Below are 15,611 nucleotides of genomic sequence, written 5' to 3'. Positions count from 1 at the left end.
AGGGAGATGCGGTGCATCACGCCTTATTATTCGGCCTCTACGAAACCGTCTTGCTCAGCTTGAACAGCCAGATCCTGACCACGGCCAGCGTTAGCAGCGGCAGCAGCAGAAGAGGTGTACAGCTTGATAGCGCGCATTGCGTCGTCGTTACCAGGGATGATGTAGTTAACACCATCTGGAGCAGAGTTGGTATCAACTACTGCTACAACTGGGATACCCAGGTTGTTGGCTTCTTTGATAGCGATGTGTTCGTGGTCAGCACCGATTACGAACAGAACGTCAGGCAGACCGCCCATGTTCTTGATACCGCCCAGAGACTTTTCCAGCTTTTCCAGCTCGCGAGTACGCATCAGAGCTTCTTTCTTGGTCAGCTTGTCGAAAGTGCCATCTACAGACTGAGTTTCCAGTTCTTTCAGACGCTTGATTGACTGACGAACGGTTTTCCAGTTGGTCAGCATACCGCCCAACCAACGGTTGTCTACATAGTACTGGTCGCAAGAGATAGCGGCTTCTTTGATCGCTTCACTTGCTGCACGCTTGGTACCAACGAACAGGATTTTACCCTTCTTGGAAGCTACGTTGCTGATGAAAGCCAGAGCTTCGTTGAACATTGGAACAGTGTGCTCCAGGTTGATGATGTGTACACCGTTGCGAGCACCGAAGATGAATGGCTTCATCTTTGGGTTCCAGTAACGGGTTTGGTGACCGAAGTGTACACCGGCCTGCAGCATGTCGCGCATAGAAACTGTAGTCATTTTAAAATCTACCTTACATTTAAAGTGGGGTTAAACCTCCACGCATCCCATGCCTTCGACCCGAGTTTCCAGGGGCACCCCGAAGTATGTGTCGATACGTGTGTGATTTAGTATTTACGTTAATTGCCATGTATAATGGCCGCCACATTTTACGTGACCTGACCGGCAAGGCCAATCGGTTTTCACCGACACGCCACTCAAAACCGGAAATTCAGAGTCAAACATGACGGCGCGCTTTATACCATAATCCCGTTGTGAGCACAATTTTTTTACCGGACGGCAGTACGCCAAATTGTTCCGCCAATCCTTAGAGAAAGCCCAATGAGTATAGTCATCAAGACAGCAGAAGAAATCGAAAAAATGCGCGCAGCCGGTAAGCTGGCTGCAGAAGTACTGGCGATGATCGCCCCCCATGTTAAGGCGGGTATCACCACCAACGAACTGGACGCAATTTGCGCCAAGTACACCGAAGAGCAAGGCGCTATTTCAGCGCCTCTGAACTACCACGGTTTTCCCAAGTCCATCTGTACTTCGGTCAACGATGTTATCTGCCACGGTATTCCCGGTGACTACGCCCTGAAAGATGGCGATATTCTGAATATCGACATTACCGTTATCAAAGACGGTTACCATGGTGATACCTCAAAAATGTTTCTGATTGGTGACGTTTCGCCAAAAGATCGTCGCCTGTGCCGTATCGCCCAGGAAAGCCTGTATGTGGCTATCCGTAAAGTGCGTCCGGGGATGAAACTGGGTGAAATCGGTACCACTATCGAAAAATTCATCAAGAACAGCAAAAGCGGTCTGGACAAGTACAGCATTGTTAAGGACTACTGTGGTCACGGCATTGGTGCGACTTTCCATGAAGAGCCTCAGGTAGTTCACTACAAGAACAACGACAACGCAGTGCTGCGTCCGGGCATGTGTTTCACCATTGAGCCGATGATCAATGCCGGTAATTTTAAAACCAAGCTGGACAAAGATGATGGCTGGACAGTGACCACGACTGACGGTAAAAACTCGGCTCAGTGGGAACACACTTTGCTGGTGACAGAAACCGGCGTTGAAGTGCTGACTCTGCGTGACGAGGAAGACTTCCCGCGTTTTATCAATCACTAACAACCGCAATACAGCAAAGCACAATAAGAAGGCAGGCAAGACTGCTTTGAGGACACCATGGACACAGCACAGGTCGCCAAGTGCGCGCTGACAGATCAAAACCGGGATCTGCTCAGTAAATTTCAGGCCGGAACGGCTATTACGGAATTGGTGTTACAGAGGTGTCGGTTTGTCGATGCTTTGCTGTGCCAGGCCTGGCAGGATCTGGGCCTGGCAAAATATCCCATCGCCCTTATTGCCGTTGGCGGTTATGGCCGCAGCGAACTCCACCCCCACTCGGATGTTGATATCCTGTTCCTGCTCGGCGAGGAGCTGAGTCCGGCAGGCGAAAAAGCGCTGAGTGAGTTTATTGCCTATCTGTGGGATGCCGGGCTGGAGATAGGTCACAGTGTCCGCACATTGGCTGAAACCCTGTCACAGGGTCGTGGCGATATTACTATTGCCACTAACCTGTTGGAAGCCAGACTGCTGGCGGGAGAGCCCGCCCTGTTTGATGCCCTGTATGATGCGATCCGCGAAGGTGACTTCTGGCCATCCAATGCTTTCTTTCTTGCTAAGCGCGAAGAGCAGATTAACCGCCACGCCAAAGCCAGCGCCTTTGACCTCGAGCCCAACCTTAAGACCTGCCCAGGTGGTCTGAGGGATATTCAAACCGTTGCCTGGGTTGCGATGCGCCACTTCAATGCGGCCTGCCTGGAAGAACTGGTGGGTCATGGTTTTCTGGATCAGCACGAACTGGAAGAGCTGCTGGAGTCTCAACACTTCCTGTGGGAACTGAGATTCGCACTGCATATAGTCGCTAACCGGGACGAGAACCGACTGCTGTTTGATCTGCAACCCCAGGTTGCTGAAGTAATGGGTTACCAGGACGGTACCGTACTGGCAGTAGAAGAGATGATGAAGCGCTACTACCGCACGGTACGTCGGGTGATGGAGCTGAACGAGATGCTGTTGCAACTGTTCAAGCGCGCCACCCTGACCGATGAGGAAGTACTCACCATCAGTCCAATCGACAGTGACTTCCAGCGTCGCGGTCGCTTTATCGAAGCTCTGGATGACAAGCTGTTCGACAGCCCTGAACAGATTATCCGCCTGTTCCTGCTGGTTGCCCGTAACTCTAATATTCAGGGAATATTTGCGCCGACGCTACGCAGTTTAAGGCGCGCTCGCCGGGCCCAACTTCAGCCTCTGTGCAGTCATCAAGCCTGCCGCGAGATCTTTGTTGAGATCCTGCGTCATCCCAGGGGCATACCGGCCCTGTCGTTGATGCACAAACATGGGGTCTTGTCTGCCTACCTTCCGGCATGGCGGGCGATTGAGGGCCAAATGCAATTTGACCTGTTCCATGCCTATACCGTCGATGAGCACACCCACAGACTACTGCTGAATATCGAGCGTTTTTCCCAGCCAGAGCAAAAAGAGGAGTTTCCTCTGGGCTCGGTATTGATTAATCAATTACCCAAAAAAGGCCTGCTGGTGCTGGCCGCCATTTTCCACGACATCGCCAAAGGCCGGGGTGGTGACCACTCCACTCTGGGGGCGGAAGATGCGCTTAACTTCTGCAAGCAGCATGGAATGAATGACCACGACGGCCGTCTGGTCGCCTGGCTGGTAGAACACCACTTACTGATGTCGGTGACCGCCCAGCGCCGTGATATTTCCGACCCGGATGTGGTGGCCGAATTTGCCGATGTAGTGCGGGATGCGGTGCACCTGAGTTACCTTTACTGCCTGACAGTGGCTGATATCTGCGCCACCAACGACCGCCTGTGGAACAGCTGGAAAGGTACATTGTTGCGGGATCTCTATTTCTCCACTCAAAGGGTGCTTGCCAGAGGTAAAGAGAAACCGGTAGATATTCGGGCCAGGGTACGGGAGCATCAGGCCAAAGCCAGAAAAGACCTGCTGCGACGTGGCATCAAAGAGAAAGATATTGACCTGCTGTGGGGTCGGTTCAAGGCCAACTACTTCCTGCGCCATATGCCCAACCAGATTGCCTGGCACAGTGAGGCCATTCTCAAGCATCGTGGTGATGATGCTTTGGTGCTGCTGTCCAAGCAAACGTCCCGGGGCGGCACAGAACTGTTTATCTACTGTCCGGACAAACCCAAACTGTTTGCGACAGTCATGGCGGTACTGGACAACAAAAACATCGATGTGCATGATGCCATGGTGATGAGTTCCAAGGATAACTATGCGCTGGACAGCTTTATTATCCTGGAGCAGAACGGCGAAGCGGTTTCCCAGCTGTCGCGGATCCAGAGTATCCGTAAAGCGCTGGTTAAGGCGTTGGCCACTGATACGGTAAAACTGCCAAAGTTCCGTAAGCTGCCACGTAAGATGAAACCTTTTAAAGTTGCCACCCAGGTGAGTTTCCTGCCGGGTTCCCGCCATGATACAAGTAAGATGGAACTGATCGCACTGGACTCACCCGGACTGCTGGCTAAGGTTGGCGATATTTTTTATCGTTGCGGCGTAGTATTAGTCGCCGCCAAAATCACCACCATAGGTGAGCGTGCAGAAGATTTTTTCATGTTGCAGACCCGCGAAGGTGAAGCCCTCAGTGAGGTGCAGCAGCAGGATTTACGTGAAGCCCTGATCCAGGCGCTTTCACAACCACATTAATCAAGGGACTTTAATTGATGAGCGACTCTGACAGAGCCTTAATCACAAGTCCCCCCAATGTTTATCGGGAGATATCAATGGAGGCTTTACGCCAACGCATCGAGGCGGCTTTTGAAGCTCGCAACTCTATTACCCCTTCTACTGTTGAGCCAGGCGTACGTGCTGACGTAGAAACCGTGATTGACATGCTGGATAAAGGCCACGCCCGTGTTGCCGAGAAAATTGACGGTCAGTGGCATGTACACCAGTGGCTGAAGAAAGCGGTATTGCTGTCTTTCCGTATTTTCGACAATCAGGTGATTGAAGGTGCTGAAACCAAGTACTTTGACAAAGTCCCTATGAAGTTTGCCGATTACGATGAAGCACGCTTCAAAGAGGAGCAGATCCGCGTTGTACCTCCTGCGGCAGTGCGCAAAGGCTCTTTTATTGCCAAGAACACAGTACTTATGCCTTCTTACGTCAACCTGGGCGCTTATGTGGGTGAAGGCACCATGGTAGACACCTGGGCAACTGTAGGCTCATGTGCCCAGATTGGTAAGAACGTTCACCTGTCCGGTGGCGTAGGTATTGGTGGCGTACTGGAGCCGCTGCAGGCCGGCCCAACCATTATCGAAGACAACTGCTTTATCGGTGCCCGCTCTGAAGTGGTTGAAGGCGTTGTGGTTGAAGAAGGCTCAGTAATCTCCATGGGCGTTTATATCGGCCAGAGCACCCGTATTTATGACCGCGAAACCGGCGAAATCCATTACGGCCGAGTACCTGCAGGTTCTGTCGTGGTATCCGGCACTCTGCCTTCCAAGTGTGGTCAGTACAATCTGTACGCCGCTATCATTGTGAAGAAAGTAGACGAGAAGACCCGCAGTAAAGTGGGTATTAACGAACTGCTGCGTATGGCTGAATAAGCCCTGCGAACCGGATTTAAAAAGGCCCTTCATGGGCCTTTTTGCTGTCAGCTATCAGTGCTGTGCAATCGCTTTCCAGTCGAGTACCCCGATGGCGTTATTGTCCTTGTCGACAATCAACATGGGGTGATCTTCCTCACTCAGAATTTTAATCCCTTCATCCAGTGGAGTGTCTGAACTCAGAGTCAACTGCTCTGTCTGAGCGTAATCAAGCTCTACCATCTCTGATGTGAGCTTAAGATGACGCTTCAACATTCTGACATCCCATACCCCCAGCCAGTGGCCATTGTGCAGGGCAACATAAGGCTCTTCATTCTGTTTCAGCATATTGAGCAGCTCGAGCACTGGCAGCTCATCATTAACGCAAAAGCAGATGACAGGTCGCAACGGCAATTCGCTGACATAACTGACTCTTCTTTGGCTGTGAGATAACTCATCAAGACACAAATCTACAATATCAGCCCTGAGACAGCTGCCTCGCTGATCCATCAGCACCTTAGTCAGGGCCGATAACCCCAGTGCAGGACGATAAGGCCGGTGACTTAACATGGAGTCGGCAATATCCGCTACCGCAAGGATTTGAGCCTCCTCAAGGATCTGTTCTCCTTTCAGACCATAGGGGTAACCAGAGCCATCAAGCCGCTCATGGTGCTGCAAAATCATCTGTTTTATTGGCCAGGGGAAAGCCACGTCACCGATAATATTGGCGCCTCTGACCGGATGGGTCTGCACCAAAGCATACTCCTGCTCGGTCAAACGTCCCGGCTTTGACAGTATCTGATTGGGAATTGCCAGCTTGCCTATATCGTGAACCAGAGCGCCGAGGCGAACGCCTTCAAGACGATGAGCATCGTATCCCAACCGTCGTCCGATTCCCACGGCCAGCTCCGCGACAGATCTTTGATGATTGGCTGTATAGGCGTCCTTAAGCTCAAGGGCCTCTGACACCACATTAATCAGCTGCCGGAACATCTGGTGGTTTCCGGTTTCCAATGCCTCTACCCGGGCGTTTTTATCGGCTAGCTGAGCCTCCAATTGAGGTACCTGACGAATTAACCAAATCAGCAGGCCATAACGCTGCAGCAGTGCCCGCCTGTCCCCCTTAATGGATTCAAATGCAGCACCACCAATAACAGCAACAGTTTGACCATTGTAGCGGACAGGCTCAAACCACCAGAACGCACCCAGACTGTCGCGACAGCCACCGGCAGGACAAGGATGCTTTTGTGCCTCGGCATCGATTAGCTGGCAGGGGAATTCCGCTATGCTCAGCGCCTCCCCTTTCCGCCATCTATCGACACAGGAAAAACCATCACCATTCCCCAGCCAATAGGTAGGGGTAAACTCGAGCGTAGCCTCTTCCACCAGATGAAAGTAGCTGAACGGCACTTCCATACGGGACATCAGTTGCCCCAGGAGTCGTATACACTCCTGCTCTATATCATGAGGTTCGGGTAATTTGGGGGTGAACACCCGGCAACGTCGGCACTGTTCCTTCACACCCGGCTCTCCCTCGCTGTGCAACAGGAAATGCAGGTTTTCGCCCTGACGACAAAAATGAAAAAGGTGTCTGTCCGACCATTGCAGAGTGAAGTAGTTGGCATCTTCGGGAGTTTGCTGCAGCCGCTGATCCAAACCGGGGAAAAATGTCAGCAAAGATTCCTGGTGTAGCTGCGCCTCTGAAGTATTCAGCAGCCTTGCCAGCCTGCTGTTACCTTTGATAATTGACCAATTTGGGTCAACAAGTCCCTCAGCAGCAGGCACGGGGATCGCTGGCTTATACAACCTGAAGCCAGCTGCATTCAATGCTTCTTCCATGAAAGACGACTTCCAATAAATCTTTATATAACAGTAGATTAATTTACATAGCTGATATGAGCAACTGTTAACTTCAGATTTAAAACCCAGATAGCCGTGGTCAGTCCTTTAGTGGATACCAGCTGTCGACCCACTTAACTGCGTCTGCTTCAGGCTCCATGGTTTCCATGGCATCAATCGCCAGTAAAGGTGCAATCGGCTTGGCGCCTAACTCCTGCAGTAACTCATCTACCTGTCGGCCAGCACCACAAAAATTATCGTAGCTTGAGTCGCCCAATCCAACGACTGCGTAGCGCAGCTCAGGCAAGTAGGGAGCACTGTCCTTTACCGCGAAATACCAGGGAGCGATATCATCAGGCAGATCGCCCTGACCTGTGGTGGAGGTCACCACCAATAGCAGCTCATCCTGAGCCGGAACAAAACCATCCAACTCTGCAGGTTGCCACAGTTTAATATCGCCACCTTTGGATGACAGGGTGTCAGCCAACTCCTCGGCAACAGATTGAGCACTTCCGTATACAGTCCCGTAGAGCAAATTGATGCGTGTCATGGTATACTCCCTTCCCAAAATTTGACCTGCCCAGAGTAGTGATTCTTTACCAGTCAGGTCAATAGCTTGAAGACACACCAAAACAGAGAACAGCTATGCGACACGCCAAACGTCTTACCCGTATGCGCCACCTTAAGCAAATGCACAGGTCCGCTCACAACAGACGCAGCTGTTACTTCCGGTACCGGGAGTTTATGTCTCAGGAGTTGACTCAGTCGACGCAAGAGCTCCAGCCGGAACTAAAGGCTTCAGACAACCAGAAGTGATGGGGTTTGGGATAACGCGTCATCATCCCAGCCAAGACCTTCAAATACCGTCAGCCATTCAGGCTCAAGTTCGGCTTCGATTTGCATTGCCTCGCCGGTTACCGGATGGGTAAAGCTAAGCTGCTTGGCGATCAGCCACAGGCGGTTTAATGCAAAGTGCTCCCGAAAGAACTTGTTCTGTTTACCATCCCCATGGGTGGTATCGCCAATAATAGGGTGACGCAAATGCGCCATATGCCGCCGTAATTGATGTTTACGCCCGGTTAATGGTTCAAGCGCCATTAGCGCAAATCGACTTGTGGGGTAACGACCTGAGCTAAAAGGAATTTCCGCATTCAATAAGGGCTGATACAAGGTAACTGCACTCTGCGCCTCTTTCTCCTGATCAGCAAACTTATCGGCAATCTTATCCAGCTCTTCCCGCAACGGATAATCCAACTCGCCATTCTCATGCATATTACCGCGCACCAGGGCCAAATAGCGCTTACGAACCGAATGCTCAGTAAATTGCTGACACAATAGATTGGCAACCTCGCTACTTTTTGCCATCAGCAGCACGCCGGAAGTAGGCCGGTCCAGACGATGTACCGGAAAAACATGACAACCCACCAGGTCCCGGGTCATCTGCATAGCAAAGTACTTCTCTTTACGGGCCAGATAAGTGCGATGGACCAAAAGTCCTGCTGGTTTATGAATCGCCACCAGATGTTCATCTTCATACAGCAGGGTTATTTCAGGTGCCGGCAGCTCTTCAGGCAACAAACTATCTGGGTTCATTCAACAGTGTGTCCAAATCATTCAATATACGGATAAGGTGAATTCGCTCGGCATTGTCCTGCCAAACATGATGCGCCATTGGCGCCACAGCAATATTGGCTGGCAACTGAGCTTCAGTATCCAGCAACGCTTGCATTCGCGGGATAAAAATAAACTGTAACCAGTGTTCGAATGCCAGGGTGTCAACCGCAAAGGGGGCTGTGCTGGCCAAAGATTCAGGCGAAGGGGCTTCACTCGCCCACAGAGACTGACGCTTCAGCTCCGACTCCAATTGCAACAAATACTCGCGGGTAGCTTGATGCAGCATAAGTAACTTAAATCCAATACCAACAGATGTTGCTAATCATACCATCAACATCCTCCGGCCCATTGCATTTCTCGCCCATGACCAATTTCGGGTCATTAGCCGGTCCGCCCCCTTTCATACCCCATTGAAACCGCTATAATCCCGCACCATTGGAAAACTAATAAATCAAGGTCAGTTAATGACAGAACTCAACACTCTGGGCGATCTGCTCGGCGCCGCCAACAGTCAATTCCAGATTTATGATTTGGGACGCCGGGTTCAGCATATCGATATGATGGCATTCCATCAGATTGAGGCTATGACGACCCCCTACCCCTATCCGATTCAGGGACATGCACAGTTTGCCGTTGTGTTCTGGAATCAACACAAGCAGGAGTTTGTGTGGTTCTTGAAACTGCCTTTGGACGAACAGGGGCTGCTTAACCCTGCCGCCAGAACTCAATTTATTAAAATGGTATTGGAAGCACTGGGACAGGATCTCACCCAGGCCCTGTCCGAAGATCAACAGCAGCAGATGGGTAATCACCCATTTGCGTTTAAGCCCGGCCAGGAAAAACTGGCGGTCTTTAATGCACTTGTTCGTAAACAATTGGGACAACAGGCATCTTCTCAATATGAGTTTGCCATGCAGTACCTCACAGGCCAGATACCTGCGCAACAATGGCAACAGCTTGGGTTTCAGGGGCTGGCCGATATTTGTATCAGACTCACAGATCTCGACCACCTTCAGGCTATCAGCCAGGGTCTGCAACAGGGTGCTGATGAAGCGGTCGTGGCAATGTGTCAGTGCCTGGAGCATGTCTATTTACCCGACACTCTGGCGGCAGAAGTGCTGCAAAAGCTTAAATCGTCACCTGAACTGCGGCTGATGTTACTGCGGGCATTGGCTTCCCGCCCCGAGGAATCGGCACAGGCTATTATCTGGCTGGAGCAGCAAGGTATGCTGGATGCCGATGCGCTGCTGACGATCGCCGCCCGAAATTGGCTGGCATTGAAACAGGAGCAGGCTCGCACAATTTACTTTGAAGCGCTGGCATTGCAGGAGCAGCACTTTTTCAATCAGATATTTGCTGATATCGTCTCTATTCCGGCGCTGCGTACTGAGATGTTGGGTACCATCCGAAATCCCGACCGCAGCCCTCAGCTTTCTGCCGCCATAGGCGGTTTGTTCAGAGCAACAAGGACATGATGACAGATCTGTTGATAATACTGGGGTTGCTGGTAGTAGCAGCCTTCTTCTGGCAACTTCGCCAAATGGCTGAACAAAGCCGACGTTTCGCTGAAATTGAATGCCAAAAGCAGCGAGTCCAATTGCTGTCCGTGGCGATGGAATCTGCTCGTCCCAGTTTGGGCGGCCACACAGGCCTGTGCTGGAAGGCCAGATTCATGCTGGAATTCAGTACCGACGGTCTGAATCAGTACCGTGCTCATATCAATATGCATGGTAATCGGGTGACCAGGATTGAATGGCCGATATTCCCTGAGCCTGAGTGGCACCAGGCGCCCCAAACACGAGGTAGTATTGGTGGTAGCTGTGGCAGTCGTGGCAACTGCAACTCTGGCCGCTGTAGATAACCACAAATAAGTTGCTGAATAAGAAAAGGGCGCAACCCGAAAGGCTGCGCCCTATGTCTTTTTGTTAGCCATCCTGCTAAGTTTGTGCTCCCTGCTCCATCCTTGCGACTGACAATGCTCCTTGCGTCGTCCCTGTCTTTCCCTGATGTTCCATGTACTTTCGTACTGTTCGTCCCTGAGGCCCTGTCACTCCATGTTCCAGGCTTGCTGCTTCCTTGAGCGTGTCCACTGTCATCCTTGCCAAGACAACCTTCATCCTGAAGGGAATCTCTCCACACATTCCTTTGCTGCCATCCGGTGCAAGTGATTATCCATCCTGGATTCGCCTGTCCGTTGGCTACCTGAGCTTCCTGCTCAGTCTCATTCCGTGAGTTATTGGCTTCCTGCCAGACAACTTCCTGTTGCAGCTCACATCCTGTGATGACTTAAGTTTACGTAAACGCCAAAAGATTTGCCGTTCGCCATCGCTTAATACCCGGTGAAGTTCTGAGCACCCACACCAAACAAAAAACTTAACCATTTGTTTTTAAATAAGTTACTCTCCCGCCGACAGCCATACCTAACAAGAACTAAACCAAACTTCCTACATCTTTGTGGGAAATGTCTTACAAATCAGCGGGTGATATTGAAAATAGCAGCCCGGGCAAGGCCTCTTGGTTAACAATAATTGCGGCCATAGGTTAATGAGATTTAACGCTAAATCTGTGATGGCGACAAAATCAGTAAGGCATTTCAGCGCAGGAAACGGGAACTGGCAGGATCAGTGTGAAATCTGGGGTTCAGGGAGCTGGGGAGTGAGGAGGGATGAGCTTTAATCCTTAAACTTTTAACTGGTCGTTGGGATGTTCGTATTAGCGGCAAAAATGCTGTGTTGCACAGGATTTGAGCATTACCGCCCAGGCCAGCCAATATGCTATCACTCCTTTAACAGACGATAGAAATGAGAAAGGGGCGCGTTGAATAACGCGCCCCCTCATCTTTCTCGTAAGCCGTCCAGCTATTTCTCGTGCTCCCTGCACCATCCTTGCGTCTGCAAATGCGTCCTTAGCATCTTCCCTGCATCCATGATGTCCATGTACTTACGTACTGAGTCCATTCGCTTACCTGTCCGGGTAACATCGTTCCTTCCTGAAACGATTCAGCTTCCTGCCGTTCGAGTCAAAATCCGTTCAGACCCGTTATCCTTTAATCCTTTGCCCTTTTCCCAAGGGATTGCACCATCCTGTGCCTTTCCATATCATCCTTGCGGGTGTGTAAGCCAATTATTGCTGATTTTGGGTATGTTTCAGTCTGTCCTGTGACTGTAACACGACTTCATGTCCTTCCCTGACCGCGACATCCTGTCTTGTTGGCTACCACTTAAGTGTATACAGACCGGAAAATTGCTGATGGCGATTAAATCAGCAGTTAGATTGGAGGATATTTAAAGCAAAACCTATCAAGCTGTTTATTAAGACTTTTTAATTGCAAGACAGCTGTAACCCGAGCTTTTCCAATCTTTTTTCCTACGTCCTTGTAAGAGATCTCTCACAAAGCAAAAAGCAAATTGCCTCACTCCCCACGAATTTTTTTTGTGCGCCCGGTCAACATTTGCCAGAACATCACCCAGTCGCCCATCAAAGAATATAAAGGATATTGAAAAGTCGCGGGTTTATTCTTTTCAAAAAAGAAGTGTCCAACCCAGGCAAACCCATAACCTGTGACTGGTAAAAGCCATAACCAGCCCCAGTTTGCGGTTAAAACAATCCAGGCTAATTCAATCAGGACTAAAGCACTTCCAACAAAGTGCAGCCTGCGGCACACACTGTGACTGTGCTCTTTGAGATAGTAGGGGTAGAAGTCCCAAAAGGAGTCAAATACCGGCTTATTCATCTCTTTGACTCTCATAAAACATCAGTTCACCGGAAACATTGCCGATATTCAGGCTGGCTAAAGGGATAAAACCGTGACGGTTGAACAGATGCGCGTGGGACTCCTGTGACACAAACACACCTATTCCATCCAATTCCGGCTGCTCATCACACCAACTGGTGACTGCATCCAGCAATTTTGCTCCTAAACCTTTTTTCTGCTCAAAGGGGGCGACGCACACAAATTGGATGACGGCACAATTCTTACCGGGCAAATGTTCAAGAATGCTGCTCTCTTTATTCATTAATGCCTGGGTGGATTGCCAACCTGTGCTCAACATCATCTTAAGACGCCAGTTCCAGTAACGTCCCTCTCCAACCCCCGCCTGCTGAGAAAACACGCACACAACCCCAACCAATCTGTCATCTTCAAACAGGCCGACCAGAGTCTGTTCCTGTTGCCACAGGTCATTCAACTCCTCACGTATGGCAGCGCGCAGTTTTTGTTCATACTGGTGCATATCACCTTTGAACAGTGCATCTTTAAAAAAGGGATCATCATGGTACGCGTTGTAGATAATCGATGCGGCAATTCGCAAATCTTCTGCCGTCAGATAAACAGCGCGATAGTTGTCACAAGCTGGCGTTTCCATTAATGATTCCCCCTTCAAGATCACAAAAAATTAACCTATCAGGGAAATTCCTCAGTGTTAAGCACCATTGCATTTTTTTGAGTATGACGGATGCTTAAGCAATAGAAATCACCTAAGGGAGTCAGGTATGGATACAACCCCATCAGATCTCAGCCACCTGTTTGCCCAGCTTGGGCTGGCTGACAGCGACGAAGCTATAGAGTCATTTATTGGAGCCCACAGTATTGAACCCAATACCTGTATCAGCGATGCGAAATTTTGGAGTGATAGCCAGCGGGCATTTATTAAGGAAGCCATGTCACTTGATAACAACTGGACCGAATTATTGGATCAGCTGGATGCCAGACTCCATAGAGAGTGAACCTTGCCGCGTAAACAAGAAAGCCCTGAATCACTCAGGGCTTTTGGTTAATCAGATCTGTTGAAGTGACTGCTCACCCCAACCGATCAGTTGCCCTTGCTTAAACAGCAGGGGCGTACACTCGTCGCGGCTGGTTTTACCATCTTCAGCAGTTCGTTGAGTGCGGTAATACAAGACCACCATCTCCACTCCATCACGACTGAATCCCTCACTGAAGTCCGCTACCCCCATGCGGGATCGAACCTGCTCCAGGCTGTCACCAGGCTGCAATTGTGCAATGTTCGCGCGATTACGTTTCTCAGCTTTTTCCCAGTCACTGTTCCAGCTGTTACCGACTGAAAAATCTGTTCCATCTTTATCGACAACAACCATACAACCACTGAGCCCTGCAGTGAGCAGCGATGCCATGGCCAAAGGCAGTATTAACTTTGTCCTCATATGCGTTTCCCTATCTGTTAGATGCTGTTGTAAGCCCTGTCGCCCCATCCCACCAGCTTGCCCTGTTTAAATACCAGAGCCGTACATTCATCTTTGCTGGTTTTGCCATCGCCGTGGACACGCTGGGTGCGATAAAACAACACTTCAACCAGTCCATTATCCTTGCTGTATGCCTCTGAAAAATCGGCCGTCCCCAAGCGTGTTTTGATCTCTTCAATGGCCACGCCCGGAGTCAGATTTGAGATCAGTTCCCGGTTGCGGTTTTCTTCACTTTTCCAGCTGCTGCCGCCCCAATCGTTATCATGTCCATCTTCTCCGACATTGATAACACAACCGCTAAGTCCAAGACTCACTACCCCAGCAAGCAACAATGGAATAAACTTGGCTTTCATTTAAACGTCCTCTATCTGTTGTTTAATTATCGGTGAAGGCATAAGCATAAACCGCGCCAATAATTAAACCCATGTTTTTATTGGACATTTATCCAAAAGCACAATCCAGCTTGGGAAATATCACCACTCATGAGCCAAATAGACCAAGTCTTGGCCCTTGCCCGCAGTTTGCAACTTGCAGGTAAGCAGCCCAGCATTGCTTTGTTGAAAGCCAAACTTAAATCAGTCCCTATGCCAGTGTTAATTCAAGGCTTACAGAGATTTAAATCACTTTCAGCAGAAGAGTTGGCCGCACTTGTTCCTCAGGTTCCTATGCAGCCAAATGCAGCTGCGGAGCAGAATGAAGAACAATCGGAGCTGGTTCAGCTGCGCGAACAGGTGAAAAAGCTGGAGTCAGCCTACAATGAGCTGGCTCAAAGAGTGGCCGAGCTGGAGCGTAATCACTGATGTTTGTGACTGAACTGCGTTTCGAGTGTTTTGCCGATACCACAATTACCGCAGCAGAAAAGGCGATCAACAATCTGCTGGAAGCCTACCGGGCCAATGGTCAGGTGCTGGGCAGAGAATTTGCTGTGGCCTTTAATGAAGGTGAGTTCAGAGTACGTTTAATGCTCCCGGAAAAAGAGAGCCTGCATTACAGCTTCAACAGCACCTGGGTTAAGATGGCGCTGAAAGAACTGACGGAAGCCAAGATCCTGGCTCCCAGAGAAAAGCTTATTGGTCAGGATATCAACTCTGAAGTGAGCGCCACTGAATTTAGCGACTGGCAAGTGCTGTACACCAGCTATGTGCATATGTGCTCTCCTCTGCGTAGTGGCGATAACCTGCTGCCTATCCCGCTATATCGTATTCCTGCCACCTTTAATGGCGACCACAAACGGGTCATTCGCTGGCAAACTGAATGGCAAGCCTGTGATGAACTGCAGATGGCGGCAGCCACCAAAGCGGAATTTGCAGCACTGGAAGAGATAAGCTCGCCGTCCAGTGACCTGTTTCGTCGCGGATGGGATCTGCGTGGTCGTATCGAGTATCTGACCCAAATCCCCACCTATTACTATCTGTATCGGGTCGGTGGCGAGAATAAAGAAGCTGAAAACAATCGTCCCTGTCCCAGATGTGGCAGCCATGACTGGAAACTGGAAGAGCCACTGCTGGATATGTTCCATTTCCGCTGTGAGTCCTGCCGTATCGTTTCCAACCTATCCTGGGACCATCAGTGAGAT

16 protein-coding genes and 1 pseudogene are annotated in these 15,611 nt (G+C 50.2%); 8 read left to right on the top strand and 9 right to left on the bottom strand.

Going from position 1 to position 15,611, the window contains the following annotated elements; translation table 11 throughout:
* Positions 1-26 precede the first annotated feature (26 nt).
* Complete coding sequence (gene rpsB / locus ACFOE0_RS21350) at positions 27-755, bottom strand: 30S ribosomal protein S2 (protein WP_248934558.1); 729 nt, start codon at positions 753-755, stop codon at positions 27-29.
* 321 nt (positions 756-1,076) lie between these two features.
* Here rpsB and map point away from each other — a divergent pair, with 321 nt between their 5' ends.
* From map to dapD, 3 genes and pseudogenes are all read left to right on the top strand, one after another.
* On the top strand, positions 1,077-1,874 hold the full coding sequence (gene map, locus ACFOE0_RS21345; protein ID WP_248934557.1) for a type I methionyl aminopeptidase: 798 nt from the start codon (positions 1,077-1,079) through the stop codon (positions 1,872-1,874).
* Positions 1,875-1,928: 54 nt separating this feature from the next.
* A pseudogene (gene glnD / locus ACFOE0_RS21340) lies at positions 1,929-4,499 on the top strand (bifunctional uridylyltransferase/uridylyl-removing protein GlnD); the annotation flags it as partial.
* A 77-nt stretch (positions 4,500-4,576) separates the two neighbouring features.
* The gene (gene dapD / locus ACFOE0_RS21335; RefSeq protein WP_248934555.1) at positions 4,577-5,401 is read left to right on the top strand and encodes a 2,3,4,5-tetrahydropyridine-2,6-dicarboxylate N-succinyltransferase; all 825 of its coding nucleotides are present in this window, start codon (positions 4,577-4,579) and stop codon (positions 5,399-5,401) included.
* Between the two features lie 54 nt (positions 5,402-5,455).
* On the opposite strand, the gene ACFOE0_RS21330 is transcribed toward dapD, so the two are convergent.
* The 4 genes from ACFOE0_RS21330 to ACFOE0_RS21315 form a co-directional block, all read right to left on the bottom strand.
* Positions 5,456-7,219, bottom strand: a complete 1,764-nt coding sequence (locus ACFOE0_RS21330; RefSeq protein WP_248934554.1) for an HD domain-containing phosphohydrolase — start codon at positions 7,217-7,219, stop codon at positions 5,456-5,458.
* Between the two features lie 100 nt (positions 7,220-7,319).
* On the bottom strand, positions 7,320-7,769 hold the full coding sequence (locus tag ACFOE0_RS21325; protein ID WP_248934553.1) for a flavodoxin: 450 nt from the start codon (positions 7,767-7,769) through the stop codon (positions 7,320-7,322).
* A gap of 248 nt (positions 7,770-8,017) precedes the next feature.
* Positions 8,018-8,812, bottom strand: a complete 795-nt coding sequence (gene truC / locus ACFOE0_RS21320) for a tRNA pseudouridine(65) synthase TruC (protein ID WP_248934552.1) — start codon at positions 8,810-8,812, stop codon at positions 8,018-8,020.
* The gene (locus ACFOE0_RS21315) at positions 8,799-9,119 is read right to left on the bottom strand and encodes a YqcC family protein (protein WP_248934551.1); all 321 of its coding nucleotides are present in this window, start codon (positions 9,117-9,119) and stop codon (positions 8,799-8,801) included. Before ACFOE0_RS21315 ends, truC begins: the two co-directional genes overlap by 14 nt.
* A 178-nt stretch (positions 9,120-9,297) precedes the next feature.
* Here ACFOE0_RS21315 and ACFOE0_RS21310 point away from each other — a divergent pair, with 178 nt between their 5' ends.
* Together ACFOE0_RS21310 and ACFOE0_RS21305 are read left to right on the top strand one after the other, a co-directional pair.
* The gene (locus tag ACFOE0_RS21310) at positions 9,298-10,308 is read left to right on the top strand and encodes a DUF3549 family protein (RefSeq protein ID WP_248934550.1); all 1,011 of its coding nucleotides are present in this window, start codon (positions 9,298-9,300) and stop codon (positions 10,306-10,308) included.
* On the top strand, positions 10,305-10,694 hold the full coding sequence (locus tag ACFOE0_RS21305; RefSeq protein WP_248934549.1) for a DUF3301 domain-containing protein: 390 nt from the start codon (positions 10,305-10,307) through the stop codon (positions 10,692-10,694). The genes ACFOE0_RS21310 and ACFOE0_RS21305 overlap by 4 nt, the downstream gene beginning before the upstream one ends.
* Before the next feature lie 1,551 nt (positions 10,695-12,245).
* On the opposite strand, the gene ACFOE0_RS21300 is transcribed toward ACFOE0_RS21305, so the two are convergent.
* Together ACFOE0_RS21300 and ACFOE0_RS21295 are read right to left on the bottom strand one after the other, a co-directional pair.
* Entirely contained in the window at positions 12,246-12,566 is a 321-nt protein-coding gene (locus tag ACFOE0_RS21300) for a DUF962 domain-containing protein (RefSeq protein WP_248934548.1), read from the bottom strand.
* Entirely contained in the window at positions 12,559-13,197 is a 639-nt protein-coding gene (locus ACFOE0_RS21295) for a GNAT family N-acetyltransferase (RefSeq protein ID WP_115135187.1), read from the bottom strand. The genes ACFOE0_RS21300 and ACFOE0_RS21295 overlap by 8 nt, the downstream gene beginning before the upstream one ends.
* Positions 13,198-13,324: 127 nt before the next feature.
* Here ACFOE0_RS21295 and ACFOE0_RS21290 point away from each other — a divergent pair, with 127 nt between their 5' ends.
* A complete protein-coding gene (locus ACFOE0_RS21290) occupies positions 13,325-13,558 on the top strand; it encodes a DUF2789 family protein (RefSeq protein ID WP_248934547.1) in 234 nt (77 codons plus the stop codon).
* A 51-nt stretch (positions 13,559-13,609) separates the two neighbouring features.
* Here the strand turns inward: ACFOE0_RS21290 and ACFOE0_RS21285 are convergent, their stop codons facing one another.
* Together ACFOE0_RS21285 and ACFOE0_RS21280 are read right to left on the bottom strand one after the other, a co-directional pair.
* Complete coding sequence (locus ACFOE0_RS21285) at positions 13,610-13,996, bottom strand: DUF3192 domain-containing protein (protein ID WP_248934546.1); 387 nt, start codon at positions 13,994-13,996, stop codon at positions 13,610-13,612.
* A gap of 17 nt (positions 13,997-14,013) precedes the next feature.
* On the bottom strand, positions 14,014-14,388 hold the full coding sequence (locus ACFOE0_RS21280; protein ID WP_248934545.1) for a DUF3192 domain-containing protein: 375 nt from the start codon (positions 14,386-14,388) through the stop codon (positions 14,014-14,016).
* A 129-nt stretch (positions 14,389-14,517) separates the two neighbouring features.
* Here ACFOE0_RS21280 and ACFOE0_RS21275 point away from each other — a divergent pair, with 129 nt between their 5' ends.
* A complete protein-coding gene (locus ACFOE0_RS21275; RefSeq protein WP_248934544.1) occupies positions 14,518-14,835 on the top strand; it encodes a hypothetical protein in 318 nt (105 codons plus the stop codon).
* Entirely contained in the window at positions 14,835-15,608 is a 774-nt protein-coding gene (locus ACFOE0_RS21270; protein ID WP_248934543.1) for a Zn-ribbon-containing protein, read from the top strand. Before ACFOE0_RS21275 ends, ACFOE0_RS21270 begins: the two co-directional genes overlap by 1 nt.
* Positions 15,609-15,611: the final 3 nt, after the last annotated feature.

It is taken from the genome of Shewanella submarina (assembly GCF_042646185.1).
GTDB classification, from domain to species: domain Bacteria; phylum Pseudomonadota; class Gammaproteobacteria; order Enterobacterales; family Shewanellaceae; genus Shewanella; species Shewanella corallii.
The sequence above is the reverse complement of the archived record's forward strand: the minus strand, read 5'-3'. Positions and strand labels throughout refer to the sequence as shown.